Here is a 22754-nt window from a genome sequence, read left to right as displayed (position 1 = left end):
CGTGGCCCGGTTCCCGTGGTCCGACGGTCCGATGCTCGTCGGATCACGGGCCAGGGGACACGGGAGGCGGGACCCGGGCACGGGGATCGGCCACGGGCACGGTGACGGGTAGGGGTACGGGTACGGCTTCGGTTACGGGTACGGGCAGGGCCCTTCCCCGAGGCCTACGCTCCCAGCAGCCGGCGCGCGTCCGGGTGCGCGAGCGCGGGGGCCACGAAGTCGGCGCCGGCGGCGCGAAGCGCGGCCGCGTCGTATCGGCCGGTGGCGACGCCGAGGACCGGGCAGCCGGCGAGGTGGGCGGCCTCGACGTCCCGCGGCGTGTCGCCGACGACGAGGGCCTCGCCGGGGTCGATGGGCCGGCCGAGGCGCGTCGAGGCGCGGCGGACGGCGGCGAGGACGATCTGCTCGCGGGCCTCCCCGTCGGCGGCGAAGCCGCCGGGCGCCGCCGGGCCCCACTCGAAGTAGCGGTCGAGCCCGCCGCGGGCGAGCTTCACGCGCGCGCCGTCCACCACGTTCCCGGTGCAGAGCCCGTAGAGCGCGCCGCGGGCGCGCAGCTTCTCGAGCGCGTCCACGACGCCCGGGAGGACCTCGTACCCGGGCGCGGCGATCTCCTCCTCGAGGTGCAGCAGGTAGCGGGCGAGGACCGCGTCGCAGCGCTCCTCGCTGAACGGCTGCCGGAGGAGGCCGAGCGCCTCGCGCACGATGCGCCGATCGGTCATCCCGTCGAGCCGCAGGGGCGCGAGGGCGCCGTCGATCGGGCCGCAGTGGTGGGCGAGGGAGCGCTCGAGCGAGCGGCGGCCCGCGCCGCCGCAGGAGACGAGCGTCCCGTCCACGTCGAGCAGGTACGCCTGGAAGGGAGGAGGGGTCACTCGAAGAGCGCCTCGACGAACTCGTGGGGGTCGAACGGCTTCAGGTCGGCGACGCTCTCGCCCACGCCCACGTAGCGCACCGGGATCCGCAGCTCGTCGCAGATCCCGATGACGACGCCGCCCTTCGCGGTGCCGTCGAGCTTGGTGAGGGCGATGCTCGTCACGCCGAGCGCCTCGTTGAACTGCCGGGCCTGGGCGATGGCGTTCTGGCCGTTGGTGGCGTCGAGCACGAGGAGGACCTCGTGCGGCGCGCCGGCGACGGCCTTCCCGATCACCCGCTTCACCTTCTTGAGCTCCTCCATGAGCGGCGTCTTCGTGTGCAGGCGGCCGGCGGTGTCGCACAGCACGACGTCCACGCCGTCCTGCGCGCCCTTCTGGACGGCCTCGAAGCAGACGGCCGCGGGATCGCCCCCCTCCTTGCCGCGGACGATGGGGGCGCCGACGCGCTCGGCCCAGACCTCGAGCTGCTCGCCGGCCGCGGCGCGGAAGGTGTCGCCGGCGCCGAGCAGCACCCGGTGGCCGGCCGCCTGGAGCTTCGAGGCGAGCTTCCCGACGGTGGTGGTCTTCCCGGAGCCGTTCACGCCGACGACCATGATCACCCAGGGCCGGGCGTCACCCACCGTCGGCGGCGCGCCGGCGCCGCCCTCGAGGGCGAGGATGCGCGCGATCTCCTCGCGCAGCGCCCGCCGGAGCTTCTCGGGGTCGGAGAGCTCCTTCCTGCGGACCTTCTCCCGCGCCGAGTCGATGAGCCGCGTGGCGGTCTTCACGCCGATGTCGGCGGTGAAGAGCACCTCCTCGAGGTCGGCGAGGACCGCGTCGTCCACCACCTTCCCGCCGGAGAAGAGCGCGTTGATCCGCGCCATGAAGCCGCCGCGGGTCTTCTCGAGGCCGGCGGCGAGCGTCCGGCCCGCCTCGGCCTGCGCCTTCCGCCGCTCCTCCTCCTCGGCGCGGCGCCGGGCCTCCTCCGCCTCGCGGGCCGCGCGCGCGGCCTCCTCGCGGGCGCGCTCCTCGGCCTCCGCGCGCTCGCGGGCGCGCCGCTCCCGCTCGAGCCGGTCCGCCTCCTTCTTCCGGCGGTACTCCTCCTTCCGGCGCGCCTCCTCCGCCTCGCGCGCGGCGCGGGCCTCCTCGGGGGAGACGGGGGGGACGGGGGCGGGGGCCCCCCCCGCCCCCCCCCCCTCCCCCGCCGGGGGGGGGGCCCCCCCCGGGCGGGGGGGGGGGGGGGGGGGGGGGGGGGGCCCCGGCGCGGCGCCCGCGACGGGCGGCCGGCGCCGCCGCTGCTCGCGGAGGGCCTCGGCCGCGTCCTCCTCGGTGGCCCCTCGGGCGAGGTCCTGCGCCGGGGGCGCCGCCGGCAGCCCCTCCTCCCGCGCGCGGGGGACGGGCGGGGCCGGCGGGGCGCGCCGCTTGCGCGCGAGCCGGATGGCGGCGGCGACGACGAGCAGCAGGAGGACGAGGACGACGCCCAGGGCGACGGCGTCGTTCGCGGTGAGGGCGAGCGGGATCACGGGACGCTCCGGAGCACGAAAAAGCGCTGGGAGCCCGAGGATATAGGGCTCCCGGCGCGGGCAAGTCAACGGAAGGCGGGCGGCGACGCCGCCGGGACGCTACGCCGCGGCGACCTCGCGCGTCCGCTCGGAGAGGCGGACGGAGACGAGCCGCGAGACGCCCGGCTCCTGCATCGTCACCCCGTACAGCGTGTCCACCATCTCCATCGTCCGCTTGTTGTGGGTGATGACGATGAACTGGGAGTTCTTGCTCATCTCCTTCACCATGTCGTTGTAGCGGCCGACGTTCGCGTCGTCGAGCGGGGCGTCCACCTCGTCGAGCAGGCAGAACGGCGTGGGCTTGATGAGGAAGATGGCGAAGATGAGCGACACCGCGGTGAGCGCCTTCTCGCCGCCGGAGAGCAGGTTCACGCTCTGCAGCTTCTTGCCGGGCGGCTGCGCGAAGATCTCGACGCCGTGCTCGCCCCCGCCCTCGGGGGTGGTGAGGACGAGGCCGGCGCGGCCGCCGTTGAAGAGGCGCGGGAACACCGCCTGGAACTTCTCGTTCACGCGGTCGAAGGTCTCCTGGAACCGGTCCCGGCTGGCGCGGTTGATCTTCACGATCGCGCTCTGGAGATCGGCGACCGAGCGCTCGAGGTCGCCCCGCTGCGCGCCGAGGAACTCGTGGCGCTGCTTGAGGTCGTCGTACTCCTCGATCGCGGTGAGGTTGATGGCGCCCATCCGCTCCGCCTGCGCCTTCAGCTCCTCGAGCTCCTGCCGCTCCTCTTCGCCCGGCGGCCGCTCGAGGTGGAACCGCGACACCTCCCAGCGGAGCTCCGCCTGGCACCGCTCGCGCGTCTGGTCCTCGAGGTGGGCGAGCTCGAGCGCTTGCTCGCGGGCGGTCAGGGCGGCCTCGCTCGAGGTCTCGCGGACGCCCTCGCCGCGCGCCCGCAGGTCGCGGACCTCCGCCTCGCGCGCCCGGGTGCCCTCGACGAGCTTCTCGTGCGCCTCCCGCGCGCTCGAGAGCTCGGCGCGGACCGCGGCGAGGTCCTCGTTGAGCCGGCCCAGGTCGATCCGGGTCCCCTCGACCCGGCCGCGCAGCTCGGCGGCCCGCGCGTTCGCCTCGGACAGCGCCGCGAACAGCCGGCCGCGGCGCTCGTCCACCTCGCGGCGCGCGTCGTCGATCCGCTTGAGCGCCGCGCCGATGCCCTCGCGCCGCTCCGCGTCCGCCGCCACCTTCACCTTGAGGTTCATGAGCTCGGCGGTGAGGACGTCGCCCCGCACCTTCGTGAGCTCGAGGCGGGCCACCGCGTCGCGGGCGCGCTCCTCGCACCTCGCCTGCTCCGCCTCCGCCGTCGCCCCGGCGACCCGGTGCTCCTCCTCCTCGCGCCCGAGGGCGGCGACGCTCCCCTCGAGGTTCGTGCGCTCCACCTCGAGGGCGGCGGTGCGATCGGCGACGCGCACGAGCTCCTCGCCGACGCGGGCGAGGTCCTTCTCCTGGTCGAGGAGCGCGAGCTCCTTCTCGCGGCCGTCCTTGTCGAGGTTCTTGAGCGCCGCCTCGAGCTGGAGCAGGCGCGCCTGGAGGGTGCGGTGCCGCTCCTGGGCGAGGGAGAACTCGGCCTCGAACCCGCGGACGGTCTCCTCGAGCTCCTGGACCTCGCGCCGCCGCTGCAGGGCGCCGTGCCCCTCGCCCTCGAGGGGGCCGCCGGTGACGACGCCGTAGGGGTCGAGCACCTCGCCGTCGAGCGTGACGTAGGTCCGCGGGTGGCCGCTCTGCTGCCAGATCTCCAGGGCGGAGGGGAGGTCCCGGACGATGAGCGCGTCGCCGAGGAGGAAGCGGGCCACCTTCTCGTACGACGGGTCCACCTGGACCACGTCGAGGCAGCGCGCGACGATGCCGGGGTGGGCGCGCTCCGGCTCGGTGCCGGCCGAGACGCCGCCGTCGGGGCCGATCTCGGCGCCGTTGGCGTCCCGCAGGCGGCCCATCGGGATGAGCGAGGCGCGCCCCTCGGCGGCGGTCTTGAGGTAGTCGATCGCCTCGACCCCTTGCGAGTGGCTCTCGACGATGACGTACTGGAGCCGCTCGCCGAGGACCGCCTCGACGGCGTTCTCGTAGTCCGCCGGCGCGGAGACCACGTCGGCGACCAGGCCGAAGATGCCGTGGTCGTGCCCCTCGCCCTGGCCGGCGCGCGTCATGAGGCTGCGCACGCCGCGGCCGTAGCCCTCGTAGTTCCGGACGATCTCGAGGAGGCTCTGGAGGCGCGAGCGCTTCTCGGCGAGCTCCTCGCGGAGCGTGATGAGCTTCGCCTCGTTCTGGATGAACTCGGCGCGGGTCCGCTCGAGCAGCTCCTCCTGGGCGCCGCGCTGCTCGTCGAGGTGGAGCTTGAGCTGCCGCGTCTGGCCGAGGGACTCCACGTGGCGCGCGCGCGCGCTGTCGAGCTCGCCGGCGCGCCGGGCCAGCTCGTCGGCCTCGGCGCGGTTGCGCTCGATCCGGGTCTTGAGATCCTGCCGCTGCCGCTCGACGTGGGCGAGCTGGCTCTTGTGCGAGGTCGCCTCCGAGGCGGCGGCCGCGGCGGCCGCGCGGGCGCGGTCGGCCTCGGCCTGGAGCTCGCCCTGCTCGCGCCCGGCGTCGCGGAGCGCGGTCTCCGCCTCCCCGAGCCGGCCCTCGTCCGTCGAGACCAGCGACTGGAGGTCGTCGCGCTGCTTGAGCAGCGTCTCGCGCTCCCGGGCGAGGGCCTCGGCCTGGCCCTTCAGCCCCTCGACCTCCGCGGCCTGCGCCTTGGTCCGCTCGGCGATCTGCTCGAGCTCGCGCGCCGCCGCGTCCACCGACACCTCGGAGACCCGCGCCTGGCTCTCGAGCCCGTGCTCCTTCTCCCCGAGCTCGCCGAGCCGCTGCTCGCTCTCCTCGGCGCGGGCGCGGTCGGCCTCGAGCCGGGCGTCGAGCTCGGCGAGGCGGGCGGACAGCTCCGTGTCCTCCGCCTTGAGCGCGGCGTGCCGCTCCTCGGCGGCCCGCCGCAGGGCGGTCAGCTCGAGGTAGCGGGCGGCGGCGGTCCGGAGCTCGAGCTCCCGGATCTTCCCGCGGAGCGCCTTGTACTTCTCGGCCTTGCGGGCCTGGCGGTTCAGCGACTCGAGCTGCTTGCCGAGCTCCTGCACGATGTCGGCGACGCGCAGGAGGTTCGCCTGGGTCGCCTCGAGCTTCCGCTCGGCGGCCTCCCGGCGCCGCTTGTACTTGGTGATCCCGGCCGCCTCCTCGATGATCGCGCGGCGGTCCTCGGGGCGCGCGGAGACGATCTGGCCGATGCGGCCCTGCTCGATGATCGAGTAGGCGGTCCGGCCCACGCCCGAGCCGAAGAAGATGTCGTTCACGTCCATGAGCCGCGCCTGCACCCCGTTCACGAGGTACTCGGACTCTCCCGAGCGGAAGAGCCGGCGGCCCACGGTGATCTCGCCGAAGCCCTGGTAGGCGGGCGGTAGCTCGCTCGGGCGGTCGTTGGTGAAGGTGAGCATCACCTCCGCCATCGAGAGCGGCGGCTTCGACTCCGACCCGTTGAAGATCACGTCCTCCATCGAGCGGCCGCGCAGGTGGCGCGCGGACTGCTCGCCGAGGACCCAGCGGATCGAGTCGGCGACGTTGGACTTGCCGCAGCCGTTCGGGCCGACCACGCCCGTCACGCCCTCGTCGAAGGCGATGACCGTCTTGTCCATGAAGGACTTGAACCCGACGATGTCGAGGCGGCGGATGCGCATCCCGACGCGATATCACGACCCCATGGGCGAGTTCAAGGCGAACCCCTTGATCAATGGGGCATTTTCCGGTTTCTTGACACGTCGCCTGGCGCCGATCTCCACGATTTCCCATGGGGATTCGCGACATTGCGACAGGCCGGCGTACCGCCTCCCTGGGAGGCGCCCCGGAGAGGGCGGCGCGCTACACTCGGATCTCCATGCGCCTCATCTGGTCGCTGCTCCGCGACGTCGCGCTCACGGTCGTGGCCGGTTCCTCGATCGTCTGGTACGCGGCCGTGGCGGTCTTCCCGCTCTCGCCGGAGCAGGCCCAGGCCCTGGCGCTCGCGCTCCCGCTCGCGACCCTGGTCGAGGTCCTCGCCGTGGCGGGCGCCATCTGGGTCGCCTCGCGGCCGCTCCGGCGGGCGCTCGCGAGCGTCGCCGCCCTCGAGCCCGGCGAGGCCGCGCGCGCCGCGGCGGCCGGGCACCGGCTCGCGCCCGTCACGGCCGCGGCGCTGTTCGCCGTCGGCGGGGCCACGACGATCGCGGCGGTCGCCGTGCTGCGCGCCGACGGCCTGTCGGTGGATCTCGTCGCGTCGGGCGCGGCGGTCGGCGTCGCGAGCACGCTGCTCGCCGCCATGCTCGCCTACTCCCGCGCCGCCGCCGCGGCGGCCAGCGCCTGCGAGCGCGTCGGCGGCGAGGCCGACGTCGCCTTCCAGGGGACGGTCCGGGGCAAGATCCTCGTCCTCGGCTTCGGCCTCAACACCATCGGCGTCCTGCTCTTCGCCGCGACCGGCTACGTCCGATTCCGCGCCGACATGGACGAGGAGTACGTCCTCAACGCGCAGCGCGCGCAGGCGAGCGCCGTCGCGGCCCTGGGGACCCGCGCCGACCCCGAGATCGCCGAGCACGTCTGGCTCGTCACCTCTGCGCCGACGGCGCTCCTCGGCCGCTCGGGCGCCGTCGTGACGCGGTTCGGTCCCGGCCAGTTCCCGTTCGACCGGGCGGCGGGCGAGGGCGAGCGCCGCGTCGACGGCGGGTGGCTCGTGTCACGGCGGACGCAGGCCGGCGGGCTGGTGGTGTCCTGGCTCGCGGAGGCGCCGCTCTGGTCGCGGCGCCGCGCGTTCTGGGGCGGGCTCCTCGGGACCGTCGTGGTCGTGTACGCCGCCGCCGCGCTGCTCGCCTGGGTGGCCGCCCGCGCCATCACGCTCCCGTTCCGGACGCTCGGCCGCGCCGCCGACCGGATCGCCTCGGGCGATCTCACCGCCAGCCCGCCCACGCTGTCGCGGGACGAGATGGGCCAGCTCGCCGCCGACTTCCGCCGCATGGCCGACGGGCTGCAGGGGCTCGTCATCGACGTGAAGGGCGCGAGCGAGGGCGTCTCGCTCGGCGCCCGCGAGACGTCGGCGATCGGCGATCGCGTGCGGCGCGGCGCGCTCGAGCAGCACTCGGGCGTGGTCGCGGTCCAGGCGGCGGTCGAGGCGATGGACGGCGTCGTCGCGCTCGTCTCGCGCCGGGTCGGCGGCCTCTCCGAGTACGTGTCCGACACCGGCGCCGCGGTGACCGAGCTCGCGAGCGCGCTGGAGGAGGCGCGCCGCAAGGGCGCCGAGCTCGAGCGGGCGGTGTCCTCCGCCGGCGGCGACGTCGAGCAGCTCGGGCTCGCCGGGCACGAGGCGGCGAAGACCCTCGCCGAGCTCGAGGGGCTCGCCGGCCACGCCGGCGGGAGCCTCGCGGCGGTGCGGTCGTCGGTGACCGCCCTGGAGCGGGCGGCGGGGGAGAGCGAGGCGACCGCCGCGAGCGTCGCGGAGCTCGCCGAGGGCGCGGGCGGGGTCGTGGAGGAGACGGTGCACGGCATCGAGGCGCTGCGCGGGGCGGTGGCGGACGCGCACCGACGCATCGCCGCGCTCGGCCGCCGGTCCGACGACATCGACCAGGTGGTGGACTTCATCTCCGAGGTGGCGGGCCGGACGAACCTGCTCTCCCTGAACGCCTCGATCATCGCGGCCCAGGCGGGCGAGCGCGGGAAGGCCTTCGCGGTCGTCGCCGATCAGATCCACGAGCTCGCCGCCCAGATCGCGCGCTCGACCACCTCGATCGGCGACATCATCCGCGCCGTGCGCGAGGACGTCGAGGGGTCCGCGGCGCTCATCGATCGCGGCGACGCGCTCGCGGTCGAGGGCGTGCGCCTGGCCCGGAACTCCCTGGAGGCCCTCGCCGGGATCCAGCGCTCCACCACGCGGGCGCGGGAGACGGCGGCGTCGATCCGCGCCGCGGTGGACGCGCACGCCCAGTCGTCCAGCGAGATCTCGCAGCTCGTCGAGTCGGTCACCGGCGGCGCCCGCGTGGCCGCCCAGGCGGTGGCGCTCGTCGGGCGGAGCGTCGCCGGGGTGAACGCGATGTCCCGGAGCGTCGGCGCGATGGCGGACCACGTGACGCGCGCCCTCGAGGAGCAGTCCGGGATCGGCAGGCGTCAGCTCGAGAGCCTCTCGCGCCTCGAGGGGATGGTCGCCGAGATCAACCGGGCGGTGGAGAGCTACAACGCGGCGACGCGGCGGGTCCGCGACGCCCTCCACGCGCTCTCCGAGGCCGCGGGCGACCACGACGCGGCGGTCGAGGGGCTCTCGGGGGTGGCCGACCGGCTCGGCGCGCGCGCGAAGGCCCTCGCGGAGCGCGTCGGGCGCTTCACGGTGTGATGGCGACGAGCCGCGCGCCGAAGACGGAGCGCAGGGCCGGCGGCCAAACGGCCGATGATGATTCGAGGACGAGCACGGGGAGGGGCCCCACCGCAGGTCCCAGGATTCAACACATCTCGTGCGGAGAGCAGGCCCGGTCGAGGAGGGACCTTGCAGGCGAACGGCCCTGAATGACGAGCGGTCTGGGCTCGGGAAGATGAAAAGGCCGGAGCGCCGCAGTGCGTGGGAATCGTCTGCGCAAGATCGGCCCCGAAGAAGCCCGCGTTTCACCGATAGCGCTACTATCTTCTGCCGGCACCATGGCCCGAGTCGGCTGTCGCGCTACCGCCGGTTCGCGAGGCGGCCGATGGCTTCACGTTGAGCGTTGGGCCGCAGCCCTTTCGCGGGAACCCCGATTTCACCATTCGGCAGTTGACGCGTTTTCCGGTGGGTGAGGCTTCGCGTGCCCGGCTCGTCCGAGAAGGCCTCTCTCGCAGCGCCGCACGAGCCCCATGCGCCGGGAGTCCGCGCGAAGCCGAGGCGCGAGGGCGGGCTTTCGTTGTTCGCGCCTGGCGCCGAATGCGTGCGTCTGGGGAGGGCACGAGATCGCGTGAGACCATCCGTTCATGCACGCACGCGATCTCTCCGCCCGCCTCTCCGAGCTCCTCCGCCGCGAGCACGACTGCATGGCCGATTTTCTGGTCGCGCTCGCCGACTTCGATCGCCGACGGCTCTGGGTCGAGCTCGGCTACTCGAGCCTGTTCTGGTTCCTCCATCGCGAGCTCGGGCTCTCGAAGGGGGCCGCGTTCTACCGGAAGACCGCGGCCGAGCTGGTGCAGCGGTTCCCCGAAGTCATCGAGCCGTTGCGCGACGGGAGACTTTGCATCTCGAGCATCGCGGAGCTCGCGAAGGTGATCTCGCCCGAGAACCGGGCGGAGGTGCTGCCGCGGTTCTTCCACCGCTCGAAGCACGAGGCGGCGGAGGTTGCGGCCGAGATCAAGCCGGTCGAGAAGGCGCCGCGTCGCGAGGTCGTGACGGCGGTGCGCGCCCCGGCCACGGAGGAGGCCGTTCCGCTCCTCGAGATCGCGGCGGCGGCGAGCCCGGGCGCGGCGCTCTCGGTCGCGGCTCCGCACATCATCACGGCGGCGCCCTTCGAGTCGAGCGAGGCGCGAGGTTTTCCAGAAAACCCTGTCGATGCCAACTCTCCGCGCACTGCGGCGCACGCCCCATCTTCCCGCCAAGCTCGCCACGAATCGATCGAGCCGCTCAGCGCCGACCTCCGGCGACTTCACTTCAACGTCTCCCGCCGCTTCATCGCGAAGCTCGACGCCGCGCGGGATGCGCTCTCCCATTCGCATTTCGGCGCCAGCACCGAGGAGATCCTCGAGGTCGGCCTCGACCTCCTCCTCGCCCGAAGCGCCAAGCGGAAGGGGCTCGTGCAGAAGCCGCTCGCGGAGCGCCGCCCCTCGAAGCCGGAGCACCTCTCCGCCGAGGTGAAGCGCCAGGTCTGGCTCCGCGACGGCGGACGCTGCCAGTACCCTCTCGATTCTGGCGGCATCTGCGGCTCGACCTACTTGCTCGAGTTCGATCACCGCGAAGCCGAGGCCCTGGGCGGCCCGCCCACGGTCGAGAACATTCACCTTCTCTGTTTCTTTCATAACCAGCTCGCAGCTCGGCACATCTTCGGGGACGCCTTGATGGACCGGTTCAAGCGACGGTCGAACGGTGAGCTCTTCGACTCCGCACCTGTCGCACGAACGGGAACGGCGCCGCGGTGCGCAGCGAAGAAGAAGCGCTCGGGGTGAGCGGATGGCCGGCCCGGCTCTCGGGCGACGCCGACGGGGCCGACGAGCGGCCACCGGACCTGCACCAGCGCTCCCGCCGCCCGGCGCCGGGCGGCCGAGAGCCGCGGCGAGCGCCTCAGCATGCCGGTGAAGCACGGGCTTCTTCGGGGCCGATCTCGTCACTCCGGTCCCCGCCCGTGGATGGCGCCCCGGCCTCCACCTCCTTCCCGAGCCAGCGCACGCTTGCCGTGCAGGCACGCTCGTACTTGCGGCCCCTAGCACGAAACGCCTCGCGAAGCGGACGCGGGGCTGGGGACGATGTGATGAATGATCAGGGCTGCGCCCCCGCCCCGTCGAGCGAAGCTCGCCGGGGCCCCACCCCTGGCTACGCGGGGCCCACGCGCGCTGGCGCGCGCTGCCCCTCCCCACCTGCGGTCGGCGCAGCCCCCGTATAACCTGGCTAAACGAGGGCGCGAGGCGCGACACCGAAGGTGTTCGCGAATCGCGAACCCTCGTTTAGCGCACCGTCGGGGTGACGGTGATCCGCGGGTGGCCGAGGCTGCCGAAGACCTGCAGCGCGTAGGCGCCGTCCGGGCCCTTCGCCATCTCGGCGAGGGTCTTGTACTGGGCCATCCCGCTCCGCGACCAGAACGCCGGCTGGAGCCGGATCTTCGCCCTGCCGAAGAGGGGCGCGAACTCGAGCCGCGGCTGGCCCGCGAGCTGGAGGCCGAGGCCGTCGGCGGAGAGCTCGGCGTCGCCCCCCTTCGCCTCGAGCTTCTCGGCCGTCGCCTTGCCGCCGTCGATCTTCACCCGGATCGTGATCGTGCCGAGCCCGACCTTCTGCAGGGGGATGCCGGTGGTCATGCCGGGCAGGGGGAGCTTGCCGCCGGCGAGGCCGGCGCTGGCGACGGCGAGGTCGATCCGGCCGGACGCCGGGGGCGGGCCGGGGGGGACGACGAGGTCCACGGTGCCGCCGAGCTTGCCGGCGAGGTCGACGCCGGTCGCCGCCTTGAGGGGCGGCGCCTGGGCGAGGTCGATGCCGTCCACCGTCGCGACGAGCGCGCGCGCGTCGCCGGAGAGGTCCGCCGTGCCCACGATCGACCCCTGGAACAGCCGGGCGTCGAAGGCGAGGACCTGCTTGCCGACGAGGAGCGGGAGGAGCTCGAGCCGGGCGGAGAGCGCGTCGAGGTGGATCTTCAGGCCGGAGCCGTCCTCGAGGCGGACGTCCTCGGCGCGGACGCCGAGCAGCCCGCCCGAGCCGACGTCGCCCATGTCCACCTGCCAGCCGCGCGCGCCCGCCTCCATGATGATCCGCTCCTTCACGGCCTCGCCCGGGAAGGTCCAGCGGAGGGACAGCGCGAACGCGACCACCGCGAACCCCCCGTACAGCAGGCGCGGCTTCCAGACGGTCCAGTCGAGCTTCTTCAATCTCGCGAGGATCACGAGTCACGCCTTGAGCTGGTAGGTGGAGACGAAGAGGGTCGCGTCCACGAGCGCCGGGTCGTCGGAGCGGGTGGTGACCCGGAGGCGCCGGATCTTCACGACGCCCGGGCCGCGCTCCAGCGCCTGCATGAGGCGGGCGAGCCGCCCGAGGTCGATCCGGGCCACGTTCACCTCCACCGCCTCCTCGTGCAGCCCCTCGAGCTCGCCCGACGCGCTCGACGGCCGGAGATCGGTGATCTCGACGCCGAGGGACGCGCCCGTCTGCGAGATGTGGCTCAGGAGCTGCACCGGCGGTCCCTTGAGGCGCGCCTCGATCGCCTGGCGCTCCGCCTGGCGGCGCCGATAGCCCTCGGCGAGCTTGCCGACCTGGGCGATCACCCGGGTCTTCTCCTCGATCCGCGCCTCGCGCGCGGAGATCCCGTCGGCGATGCGGAACGACACGAGCCAGATCGCGAAGAGGACGACGGCGAGCCCCGCGACCGTGACGAGCACGCGCTCGCGCGGCGCGAGCGCCGTGATCCAGACCTCGAGCTTCGCGACCCACGCCGCGAGCGCGGCGCGCAGCTTCCGGAGCGCCTCCATCAGCCCCTCCCTCCCGCGGCGTCCCGCGCCCCGGACTCGAGGCAGGTGAGCCCCGCGTCCACGGAGAACTCGAACTTCCCGTCGGTCGCCCGCTTGCGCGCGCTGCCGGAGCGCGCGTCGCCGAAGCAGCGCGAGCCCTTGAGCGCGCCCACGATCCGGTCCACGTTCTCGGCGGCGTCGGTGGTGCCCTCGACGTGGAGCTTGTCCCGGGTGATCTCGATCCGGTCGAGCCGGAGCGGGATGGCGAGCGGGACGCGCTCGGAGAGCTCGCCGAAGAGCTCGACCGCCGAGACCTTGGGCAGCGCCCCGCCGGCGCCGCTCCGGCCCCGGAGGACCGACTGCGCCTGCGCGAAGTCCTCGTAGCAGCGGCCGATGATCTGCTGCTCGGCGTCGCACAGCGCGCGATCGAGGGCCGCCTCCTGCCGCGACAGCGCGAACCCCTTCACGCCGGCGCTCGCCACGGCGAGGACCATCACCAGCGCCGCGTAGGCCCCGAGGCGCGCGACCTTCCCCTTCAGGTGCTCGAAGTCGCGGGTGTACGCGAGCGCGCCCCGGCGCAGGTTCATGCGGGCCGCGCGCGGCCCTTGGTGACCGCGCAGGGCGAGCGCGAGGGCGAGGCCGTAGCGGGGCGCGTCGGCGGGGCCGAGCCGCGCGCCGGCGGCGCCGGCGAGCGCGAGCGGCACCACCGGGCCGTCCACCTCGGCGGCGAGCGCCTCGGCGAGGAGCGGCAGGCGCGCCACCTCGCCCGCGAGGACGAGCCGGACCGCCGGCCGCGGGCCGACGCGCGCGCGCCAGGCGCGGAGGGTCGCGCGGACCTCCCGGACGAGCGGGGCGAGGGCGCGCCGGAGCGCGTCGTCGGCGCGGCCCGTCTCCTCGAGCGGCCCCTCGGCGAGATCGGCGCCCGTCGCGCGGGCGACGACGATCGAGGCGGCGGCGTCCTCGGGGACGCCGAGCTCGCCGGCGAGGGTGCGCACGAGGTGCCCCGCGCCGGGCGCGAACGTGCGCGCCGCCTCGCAGACGCCTGCCCGCGCGACGCAGACGCTGCTCCGCTCCGCGCCGACGTCCACCACGATCTCCGCCGGCGCGACCGCGCCGTCCGGGGTGGACCCCGGCGCGTCGGCCGTCACGCCGGGCGCGAGCAGGGCCGAGTAGGCGACGCCGGCCGGGACGACGGCGCGCGGGTCGAGGCCGGCGGGCGCGAGCGCGCCGAGCAGCGCCGCGAGCTCCTCCTTGCGGACGACGCCGACGAGGAGCTCGGTCTTCCCCTCCTGCACGCGGAGCGGCTGCCAGTCCCACGCGACCGCGTCGAGCTCGAAGGGGATCTGCCCCTCCACCTCGAACCCCACGGTCTGCTCGAGGCGGTGCGGGTCGGTGAAGGGGAGGGTGACCACGTGGAACGCGGCGCTCGCGCCGGGGAGCGACGCGTACGCGGCGTCCACGCGCCACCCGCGCGCCGCGAGGAGCCCCTCGAGGGCGGCCCCCTGGCGGGCGAGGAGCCCCGCGCCCTCGCCGTCGGGTGGAGCGGGGGGGACCTCCGCGCTCGCGGCGTCGAGCACCACGAAGCCGTGGTAGGTGCCCTCGACGAGCACGGCCTTCACCGCGCGGGCGCCGAGATCGACGCCGAGGATGTGCTGGGCCATCGCCTACTCCTCGCGCCAGTGGATGAGCCGACCGGGGAGCGGCTTCCCGGCCTGCGGGTCGGCGTTCTTCTGGGGATCGAAGGTCACCACGGCGTCGATCTTCTCCTCCACGTCGCCGACCGCACCCGTCGCCCGGATCCGGTAGGCGAAGGAGCGGTCGGTGAGGTTCTTCGTCGAGCCGGTCGCGTACTCCGCCCGGACCGGCACCCCGAGCCCCGTCACGACGGCGGCGAACTGGCTCGGGGAGAGGGTGAGGAACCCACCCATCCGCACGTCCATGAGGGCCTTGTGCAGCCGGTCGGGGAAGGCGGGATCCGACACGAGCGCGGCCGCGGCCGGGTCGGCCATGAGCCGGGCGATCCGGAGCTCGTCCTCCGGCCGCGACGAGTTCACGTTGAGCCCCGCGTCGGCGGGCTGGTACACGGTCACGGCGTCGCCGAAGGCGGCCATGAACGCGTCGGAGACGCCCGCCACGAGGTACAGCTCGTCCACCGAGTCGAGGCGGGCGTTCTTCGGGCGGTAGGGGTCGGAGCCCCGGTCGTACGCGGCGCCCTCGTCCCCGAAGCCCTGCTCGAACGGGTTCGCCGCCAGGACGAAGTTGCAGGCGCCTCCCCCGGGGAAGCTCGCCGCGAGCGCCGAGGAGGTCTTGTCCTCGTCCGCCCAGTCGCGCAGGTACGCCGCGAGCTCCTGGCGCGTGGTGCGCTGCCCGTTCGCGTCCTCCCGCTCGAACAGGGGGTCCCAGCGCGGATCGCAGACGAGCCGCAGGTACGACTCGACCTGGAGCGGGAGGGTGCCGGTCTGGGCGAGCATCGAGTCGAACTGGAGGTTCACCTTCGCGCCCTCGTCCTCGATCCGGGCCTCGAAGGCGCCCTGGAAGTCGCCGAACGCGGCCGCCGCGCGCGCCCCGCCCTCCGGCGCCGCCGCGTGGCCCGGGCTCGCGCCGCCTCCGAAGAGCGCCTGGACGAGCCCGGAGCTCACCGGGATGACGCTCCAGATCTGCACGCGCGGGCAGGCGGCGGCCTGGGACGTCGCGGCCTGGTCGGTGGCGGTCTGGCCCGTCGCGGTCTGTCCGGTGGCGGTCTGTCCGGCGGCGGTGGCGGTCTGGCCGGTGGCCGTCAGGCTGGCGGTCGCGCTGCACATCGCCTGGGCGGACTGATCGATCTGCGCCTGGAACGCGAGGACGAGGCGCGAGAGGTTCACCGCGCTGCGGGCGAGGGCCTCCGCGCGGAGGGCGTCGCGGCCGTTCGCGGCGATCCGGAGCCGGACCTGGTTGTCGTAGGCGACGTCGGCGGCGAGCGCGGTGAGGATCGCGATGGCGACCATCACGAGGAGCAGGGCCGCGCCGCGCGCGCTCCGGCGCGAGCCCCGCCTCCCCGTGGACGTCCGCTCCGTCGCGCGCATCAGAAGTCCAGCGGTCGCGTGATCGCGATCCGCGCCTCCGTGACGAACCGCTCCGTCCGCCCGTCGGCGAGCTTCAGCTCGAGCTCGAACCGGACGCGCGAGGGGAGGTCGTTGGCGTGGTCCACCGAGCGCGTGGACCACTCCCGCGACCAGTCCTTCCGCTTCTCGTCCCAGTACTGGATCCCGAACGCCTGGACGTGGTCGGCGACCAGGTCCTTGCGTCCGCCGCGGTCCGGCTCCTCGTCCACGTGCACCTTCTCGCGGCGGAAGAGGGCCTGCTCGCCGGCGTGGTCCGGGTCCGGCTCCACCGTGTACTCGATCACCGACTGGTCGGACTCCTTCGCGTCGCGCACGAGCCGCTGGTGCGCCATCGAGGTGAAGAGGAGCGCGTCCTCCCGCCCCTTGAAGAAGGTCGGGCGCTCGCGCAGGCGGTCGTGGTCGTAGTGATCCGAGAGGATCGCCATCTCCGTCTCGCGCGCGAGGCGCGAGAGCGCGAGCCGCGCCGCGGCGTAGCGATCTCCCTGCTCGCGGGAGATCTCCCCCGCCCGGTCCACCTGGCGGAAGGTGCCCGCGGTGAGCCCGCCGATGAAGGCCGTGATCGCCACGGCGACCATCACCTCGACGAGCGAGAAGCCGCGCGCGGCGGCGGGGCGGCGCGCGGTCACGTGCCCTCCGTCGGGGTCAGGACCACGAGGTGGGTCACCACCGTGAACGAACCGTCCTTCTTGCCGTCCGGCCAGGACACCGTGAGCCGCACCTCGCGCACGCCCTTCTTGATCTGCTCGCCGAGGACGGTGAGCTGCTGGTTCAGCGCCGCGGTCATCCCAGCCGCGCGCGGATCGAACGTCTCGGGCTGCGAGCCCCCCGCCCCGTCGCCCCCGCCCCGGTGCCCGAGCAGCGTGGCGAGGTCCGTCCCGCCGCCGAGGATCTGGAGGATCTTCTCCGGGCCGAGCTCCACTTGCGGCTTCACCGCGCGCAGCTTCCAGCGCACCTCGGGGTGGCCCTCCCGCTCGAACGTGCCCTCGTCCTCCTGGTCGAAGTCGCTGAAGCCTTTCCGCTCGAACTCCTCCTCCGCCTCGGCGAGCTTCGAGCGCGCGAGGAGGGTCGCGGTGTCGAGGCGGGCCGCCCGCGTCTGGTTGCGCAGCGCGCCGGAGACCAGGTCCGAGACGGCGAGGAGGCCCATGGAGAGGATCGCGAGCGCGACCATCACCTCGAGCAGCGTGAACCCCGCGCGCCCGCGGCGCGCGGGGCGCCCGGCGGCCGAGGCCGAGGTACCGCGGATCGTCGTCAATCCCGCACCTCCACCTTCCCGGCGACCACGCGCGCGCGCCCGGTGAACGGCTCGAGCACGATGGTGTAGAGGTGCCTCCCGTCCACGATCGGCACGTACGCGCGCTGGGCCTGCCCGCCGGCGAAGAAGTACACGTAGGCGGTGCCCTGCTCGACGGCGTCGCGGCGGCCCTCGACGTGCACCGGGCCGAAGCCGGCGCTCCCGGGCAGCTCGCGCCGCTGGACCAGCCGGTCCTTGAACTGGCCGAACGCCGTCTTCGCGAGGAGCCGGCGCACGTCCGCGTCCTTCTCGTCGGGGAAGCGCTCCTGGAGCGTCCGGTCGTCGGCCTCGCGGTCCGGGCGGGCGGAGACGCCGGCTCGCCCCGGCGCGCACTCCGCCCAGTACGCGCGCTTCTCGAGGTCGAGCGCCATCCGGCACGTCGCGTGCCGCAGGGCGGCGGTGTCGAAGAGGGCGCGCATGGAGCCCGCGAGCTCGCCCGCCGCCTTCCGCGCGTTCGCGCCGGTGATGCTCTCCACCGCCGGGACGGCGAGCGCCGCGAGCAGCGCGACGATCGACATCACGATGAGGAGCTCGACGAGGGTGAACCCCGCGGCGCGCTGGCTGGCGACGGGCTGCAGACGAGGCCTCTCTAGTAGTTCACGATGTCGGCGTTGTCGCCGTCGCCGCCGGCCTGGCCGTCGGGGCCGAAGCTCTTCACGTCGTAGGAGTCCGAGTGGACCGCGCCGGGGTACAGGTAGATGTACTCCTTGCCCCACGGGTCCTTCAGCGTGCCGTCGGCCTGGTTCGGCTTGAGGAAGCCCTCCTGGACGAGGATCCGGAGGCCCTCCTCGGTGGTCGGGTAGCGCCCCTTCATCGAGCGGTAGGCGTCCACGCCCTGGCTCGCGATGTTCTGGACGTCGGCCTTGGCCTTCATGATCTCGGCCTTCTTCTGGCGCTCGACGACGTTGACGGCGACCACGGCCATGACGAGGCCGATGATCACGAGCACGACCATGATCTCGATGAGGGTCATGCCGCGCGCGGCGGCGCGGCGCAGAGTGCGGTGGTTGCTCACGGTTAGCCTCCTGCGAGGTTGTTGATCTGGAGGATCGGCATCAGGACGGAGAAGACGATGAAGCCCACCACGCCGCCCATCATCACGATCATGAGCGGCTCGAGGAGGGACGTGAGGGCGCCGATGGTGGTCTCCACCTGGCCCTCGTAGGCGTTGGCGACGTTCGAGAGCATCTCCTCGAGCGCGCCGGAGCGCTCGCCCACGGCGATCATGTGGTGCACGAGCGGCGGGAACTCGCCCGAGCGCTTGAGCGGCGCGGCGATCGACTCGCCCTCGCGGATGGCGGCGCGCGCCTGCTCGATCACCTCGGCGAGGCGCGAGTTCCCGAGGATGTTCTTCACGATGTCCATCGCGGTGAGGAGCGGGACGCCGCTCTTGAGCAGCGTCGAGAGCGTCCGCGCGAAGCGGCCGATGGCGACCTGGCGCACGAGCCGCCCGAACACCGGCGCCTTCAGGACGATCCGGTCCCAGCGCGCGCGCCCGTCGGGCGACCGCTTCCAGCGGACGAAGCCGTACACCGCCCCGCCGAGGAGGAGGAGGATCGCCCACCAGTAGCTCGCGGCGAAGCCCGACAGCGCGATGAGGACCCGCGTGTACCAGGGCAGCGCGATGTTGGAGGTCTCGAAGATGCGGGTGATCTTCGGGACCACCACCGTGAAGAGGATCCCCATGATCACGGTCCCGATCACCATCATCGCGATCGGGTAGGCCATGGTCCCGGCGATCTTCGAGCGGAGGCGCGCCTGGCTCTCGGTGAACTCGGCGAGGCGCACCAGCACGATCTCGAGGGCGCCGGAGGTCTCGCCGGCGCGGATCATGTTGACGTACAGGTCGCCGAAGATCTTCGGGTGCACGCCGAGCGCGTCGGCGAGCGTCGAGCCCTCGTTGACCCGCTGCTTCACGTCCCCGAGGACCCGCTTCAGCCGCTCGTGCTCGACCTGATCGACGAGCGCGGTGAGCGCCTCCACGAGCGGGATCCCGGCCCCGACGAGCACGGCGAGCTGGCGGGTCGCGATCGCGAGCTCCTGGGCCGAGACGCGGCCGAGGAGCAGGCGCTTCACGTTCACGTCGCGCGACGCCTGGGCGCGCTGCTCCTTCTCGCCGAGGACCTCGGTGAGGTAGATGCCCTCGCGGCGCAGCGTGGCGCGCAGGGTCTTCGGGGAGTCCGCCTCGCGGAGCCCGGTGACCGCCTTCCCGCTCTCGGCGAGCGCCTTGTACTCGAAGACGGGCAATTACCGATCCAGTGCGGAGAGAATCCCGCACGCAGGGTGGAGGGACCCCGCCGCAGGCGGGGGGAGGGGCGTAGCCCCTCCGCGCGGGGACCGCGAGCGGACCCCGCGAAGCGGGGCGCGAGCGGTCACGGGCCCCGCGCAGCAGGGGTGGGGCCCCGACGACCCTTCGACCAGCTCAGGGTCGGCGGGGCGGGGGGGCAGCCCCCGCATCATCTTATATCCTCTGCCGTCACGGACAGGACCTCGGGCGCGGTGGTGAGCCCGCGCGCGACCTTGTACGCACCATGCTCCATGAGCGTGACCATCCCGCGGTCCACCGCGGCGCGCTTGATGGTGGTGGCGTCCACCGACTTGAGGATGAGCGGGCGGACGTCGTCGTCCACGAGCATGAGCTCGTAGATGCCGGTCCGGCCCTGGTAGCCGGTGTGGTTGCACGCCGCGCACCCCACCGCCTTGTAGAGGTGCTCCGGGCTCCCCGCCTTCGCGAGGATCGCGTCGGTGAGCCCGATCGTCGCGCGCTCCTCGGCGGTCGGGACGTAGGGGCGCTTGCACTCCGGGCAGAGCACGCGCACGAGCCGCTGCGCGAGGACGCCGACGAGCGAGGACGCGACGAGGAACGGCTGCACGCCCATGTCCACGAGGCGGGTGATGGCGCCGGCCGCGTCGTTGGTGTGGACGGTGGAGAGCACCAGGTGGCCGGTGAGCGAGGCCTGGATCGCGATGTCCGCGGTCTCGAGGTCGCGGATCTCGCCGACCATGATGACGTCCGGGTCCTGGCGGAGGAACGACCGGAGGCCGTTCGCGAAGGTGAGTTCGATCTTCGGGTTCACCTGGACCTGGCCCACGCCCTTGAGCGGGATCTCCACCGGATCCTCGATGGTGAGGATGTTCAGGTCCGGGGAGTTGATCTGGGCGAGGGCGCCGTAGAGCGTGGTGGTCTTGCCGGAGCCGGTCGGGCCGCTGACGAGGACGATGCCGTGGGACCGGGTGATGAGCCCGTCCATGATCTTCCGCTGCCACGTCTCGAAGCCGAGCTGGCCGAGGTCGAGCACCACGCTGGACTTGTCGAGCAGGCGCATCACGATCCGCTCGCCGTGGGCGGTGGGCACGGTCGAGAGGCGGATGTCCACGTCCTTGCCGGCGATCTTGATGCGGATGCGCCCGTCCTGCGGGAGGCGCTTCTCGGCGATGTTGAGGCCGCCCATGATCTTGATGCGGCTCGCGATGGAGGCCTGGAACCGCTTCGGGGGGCGGATGATCTCCCGGAGCACGCCGTCGATCCGGTAGCGGACCGAGATGTCCTTCTCCTCCGGGTTGATGTGGATGTCGCTCGCCCGCTCCTTCACGGCGCGGAACATGAGCGAGTTCACCAACCGGATGATCGGCGCCTCGTCGTCGGCGTCGAGGAGATCGGCCGGCTCCTGCAGCTCGTGGGCGACGCTCTCGAGGTCCTCGGTCTCGAGGTCCTCCATGAGCTTCTCGTGCTCGTCGGCGGCGCGGTCGTACACGGCGTTGATCGCGTCGACGACCACCTCGGTGGGCGTCACCTCCGGCGCGACCGGCGCGCCGAGGAGCATCGAGAGCGAGTCCTGGGCGGCGGTGTCGAGGGGATCCACCACGGCGACGCGGACGAGGTCCCCCTGCGCGCCCAGCGGCAGGACCCGGGCCTGGCGCGCGAAGTGGATCGGCACCTTCGCCGCCAGCTCCGCCGGCACGGAGTCGAGGTCGATCCGCTCCACGAACGGGAGGTCGAGCTGGAGCGCGAGGGCGCGGAGGACGTCCTCCTCCGACGCGGCCTTGATCCGCACGAGGATCTCGCCGATCCGGACCCCCGCCTGCTCGCCCTGCTGGAGCGCGAGCGCCTCCTCGAGCTTCTCCGGCGCGAGGCCTGCGGTCTCGACGAGGATCTCGCCGAGCCGGCGGCCGCACAGGGCGGCGGGCGCGCTCGAGCGCTCGGGCGCCGCCGCGGTGGTGAGGGAGAGGATCTCGGGTGCCTCGTTCGTCGACATGGGATCTCCAGGAACGGTCCGGACGCGCCGGGTCATCCCTTACGGCTGTGACGGCCCCGGCTGGACGGGCGCAGCAGGCGCCTGGCCCGGCTGGGCGGGCGCCGGCTGCGCGGGCGCGGGCCGGCCCGGCGGCGTGGCAGACTCCGGCGCGGGGGGCGGCGCGCCCGGCTCGGGCAGCTCCGGCTGGACCTCGAGCCGATCCACGGGGGTCCCCTCCTCCGTCGGCGGCGCGGCGCCCTGAGGGGGCTGCGTCGGGGGCGGTGCCGGGGTCGGCGGCGGCGCCTCGCCGGGAGCCGGCGCGGCCGGGGGCGTGGCCAGGTGCTCCTCGGGCAGGCCGGCCCCGCCGTTCTCGAGCCTGCTCGACTCCTCGAGCACCCCGCGGTGCAGGAGCGAGATCGGGCCCGCCTTGCGGGTGAAGTCCACCTCCACCTCGAACCCCGCCTTCCGGCCGTAGAACTGCTCCAGGAACTGCTGGTGCTCCTTGCGCTTCTTCTCGTAGATGCGCCGGTAGTCCGACTGGTCGCGGATGATGTACGGGGTGAGGAAGAGCAGGATGTTGGTCTTCTGCTTGCTGTCCGTGGTGTCGCGGAAGAGCCAGCCGATCAGCGGCAGGCTCCCCAGGAACGGGATCTTCTTGACGGTCTTGACGTTCCGCTCCTGGTACATGCCGCCGAGCACGATCGTGCTCTGGTCCTTCGCCACGATCTGCGTCTTGATGCTGCGCTTCGAGGTCGTCGGGCCGAGGGTCGGGTCCTGCGACGCGATCTCCTCGGTCTGCTCCTCGATGGTGAGGCGGACGTTTCCGCCCTCGTTGATCTGCGGCTTGATCTTGAGCTTCAGCTCCACGTTCTGCCGCTGGATGCTCGCGGCGAGCGAGGAGATGCCCGTGGTCGTGCCGAGCAGGCCCGCCGTCGTGGCGCCGGTCGTGCCGGAGAGCAGGTTCGAGAGCCCCTGCGGGAAGTAGCCGGACTGGAACGGCACGTTCTGGCCGACGCTGATCTCGGAGTCCTCGTTGTCGGTGGCGACGATGTGCGGCGTCGAGAGGACGTTCACGTCCGAGTTGGTCTGGAGCGCCTGGACGAGCACGCCGATGGACGGGATGTTCAGGCCGAGGTCCTTGAGCTCCGCCGAGACCGGCCCCTCGAACCCGGTGAGGAACCCGCCGAGGGCCACCGCGTTCTGCAAGTTCAGGGACGAGACGGTGCCCGGCTCGGAGGCGATCGGGACGACGCCGGTGTCCCCCTTGTACTTGGCGGTGACCGCGGTGTGGGCGCCCACGCCGATGTGCGTGTCGTCCTTGAGGTTGACCTCCATGATGACCGCCTCGACGAAGACCTGCCGCCTCGGGCGATCGAGCTTCTCGATGAGCCGCTGGATCGCGGCGAAGTCCGACCCGCTCGCCTGGATGAGCAGCGCGTTCTGGGTCTTGTCGGCGGTGATCTTCACCTCGCCGGCGAAGAGCTCCGCCGTCGCGCCCTCGGCGCCCGGGGCCGCCGGCGCCGCGGCGCCGGGCGCGGCCGGCGCCCGCAGGGTGGCCGGCGTCACCCCGGCGGGGACCCCGGGGGCGCCGGGG

Annotated in this window: 16 protein-coding genes; 2 read left to right on the top strand and 14 right to left on the bottom strand. The window is 73.6% G+C overall.

Translation table 11 applies throughout. The features are described 5' to 3' along the window. Positions 1-164: 164 nt before the first annotated feature. The 3 genes from MNZ27_RS13040 to smc all read right to left on the bottom strand — a co-directional run bounded on the left by MNZ27_RS13040 (position 165) and on the right by smc (position 6097). Complete coding sequence (locus MNZ27_RS13040; RefSeq protein ID WP_242394513.1) at positions 165-869, bottom strand: HAD family hydrolase; 705 nt, start codon at positions 867-869, stop codon at positions 165-167. Further along, complete coding sequence (gene ftsY / locus MNZ27_RS13035) at positions 866-2371, bottom strand: signal recognition particle-docking protein FtsY (RefSeq protein WP_242394512.1); 1506 nt, start codon at positions 2369-2371, stop codon at positions 866-868. The genes MNZ27_RS13040 and ftsY overlap by 4 nt, the downstream gene beginning before the upstream one ends. Before the next feature lie 99 nt (positions 2372-2470). Continuing rightward, on the bottom strand, positions 2471-6097 hold the full coding sequence (gene smc, locus MNZ27_RS13030; RefSeq protein ID WP_242394511.1) for a chromosome segregation protein SMC: 3627 nt from the start codon (positions 6095-6097) through the stop codon (positions 2471-2473). 197 nt (positions 6098-6294) lie between these two features. Here smc and MNZ27_RS13025 point away from each other — a divergent pair, with 197 nt between their 5' ends. After that, a complete protein-coding gene (locus tag MNZ27_RS13025) occupies positions 6295-8766 on the top strand; it encodes a methyl-accepting chemotaxis protein (RefSeq protein WP_242394510.1) in 2472 nt (823 codons plus the stop codon). Positions 8767-9371: 605 nt separating this feature from the next. Then, the gene (locus tag MNZ27_RS13020) at positions 9372-10550 is read left to right on the top strand and encodes an HNH endonuclease (protein WP_242394509.1); all 1179 of its coding nucleotides are present in this window, start codon (positions 9372-9374) and stop codon (positions 10548-10550) included. Positions 10551-11045: 495 nt separating this feature from the next. On the opposite strand, the gene gspN is transcribed toward MNZ27_RS13020, so the two are convergent. From gspN to MNZ27_RS12965, 11 genes are all read right to left on the bottom strand, one after another. Then, complete coding sequence (gspN, locus tag MNZ27_RS13015; RefSeq protein ID WP_242394508.1) at positions 11046-11972, bottom strand: type II secretion system protein GspN; 927 nt, start codon at positions 11970-11972, stop codon at positions 11046-11048. Between the two features lie 3 nt (positions 11973-11975). Further along, positions 11976-12554 (bottom strand): type II secretion system protein GspM, encoded by a 579-nt coding sequence (gene gspM / locus MNZ27_RS13010; protein WP_242394506.1) that lies wholly within the window; start codon positions 12552-12554, stop codon positions 11976-11978. Continuing rightward, positions 12554-14194, bottom strand: coding sequence for a pilus assembly protein PilM (gene pilM / locus MNZ27_RS13005; RefSeq protein ID WP_242394505.1), 1641 nt, complete (start codon positions 14192-14194; stop codon positions 12554-12556). Before pilM ends, gspM begins: the two co-directional genes overlap by 1 nt. 3 nt (positions 14195-14197) lie before the next feature. Further along, positions 14198-15595, bottom strand: a complete 1398-nt coding sequence (locus MNZ27_RS13000) for a type II secretion system protein GspK (protein WP_242394504.1) — start codon at positions 15593-15595, stop codon at positions 14198-14200. Continuing rightward, positions 15595-16260, bottom strand: coding sequence for a type II secretion system protein GspJ (locus MNZ27_RS12995; protein WP_242394503.1), 666 nt, complete (start codon positions 16258-16260; stop codon positions 15595-15597). The genes MNZ27_RS13000 and MNZ27_RS12995 overlap by 1 nt, the downstream gene beginning before the upstream one ends. Continuing rightward, positions 16257-16886, bottom strand: coding sequence for a type IV pilus modification PilV family protein (locus tag MNZ27_RS12990; protein WP_242394502.1), 630 nt, complete (start codon positions 16884-16886; stop codon positions 16257-16259). Before MNZ27_RS12990 ends, MNZ27_RS12995 begins: the two co-directional genes overlap by 4 nt. Beyond that, positions 16883-17503 (bottom strand): prepilin-type N-terminal cleavage/methylation domain-containing protein, encoded by a 621-nt coding sequence (locus tag MNZ27_RS12985; protein WP_242394532.1) that lies wholly within the window; start codon positions 17501-17503, stop codon positions 16883-16885. The genes MNZ27_RS12990 and MNZ27_RS12985 overlap by 4 nt, the downstream gene beginning before the upstream one ends. Positions 17504-17514: 11 nt before the next feature. Continuing rightward, positions 17515-17940 (bottom strand): type II secretion system major pseudopilin GspG, encoded by a 426-nt coding sequence (gspG, locus tag MNZ27_RS12980; RefSeq protein WP_242394501.1) that lies wholly within the window; start codon positions 17938-17940, stop codon positions 17515-17517. Between the two features lie 2 nt (positions 17941-17942). Continuing rightward, on the bottom strand, positions 17943-19172 hold the full coding sequence (gene gspF, locus MNZ27_RS12975; RefSeq protein WP_242394500.1) for a type II secretion system inner membrane protein GspF: 1230 nt from the start codon (positions 19170-19172) through the stop codon (positions 17943-17945). Positions 19173-19381: 209 nt separating this feature from the next. Further along, positions 19382-21181, bottom strand: a complete 1800-nt coding sequence (gene gspE / locus MNZ27_RS12970; protein ID WP_242394499.1) for a type II secretion system ATPase GspE — start codon at positions 21179-21181, stop codon at positions 19382-19384. A gap of 39 nt (positions 21182-21220) precedes the next feature. Beyond that, a partial coding sequence (locus MNZ27_RS12965) for a secretin N-terminal domain-containing protein (protein ID WP_277957902.1) occupies positions 21221-22754 on the bottom strand: 1534 nt, incomplete at its 5' end.

Source organism: Anaeromyxobacter oryzisoli (assembly GCF_022690765.1).
Lineage (GTDB): Bacteria > Myxococcota > Myxococcia > Myxococcales > Anaeromyxobacteraceae > Anaeromyxobacter > Anaeromyxobacter oryzisoli.
Note: the sequence above shows the minus strand (reverse complement) of the source record. Positions and strands in the feature narration are given on the sequence as shown.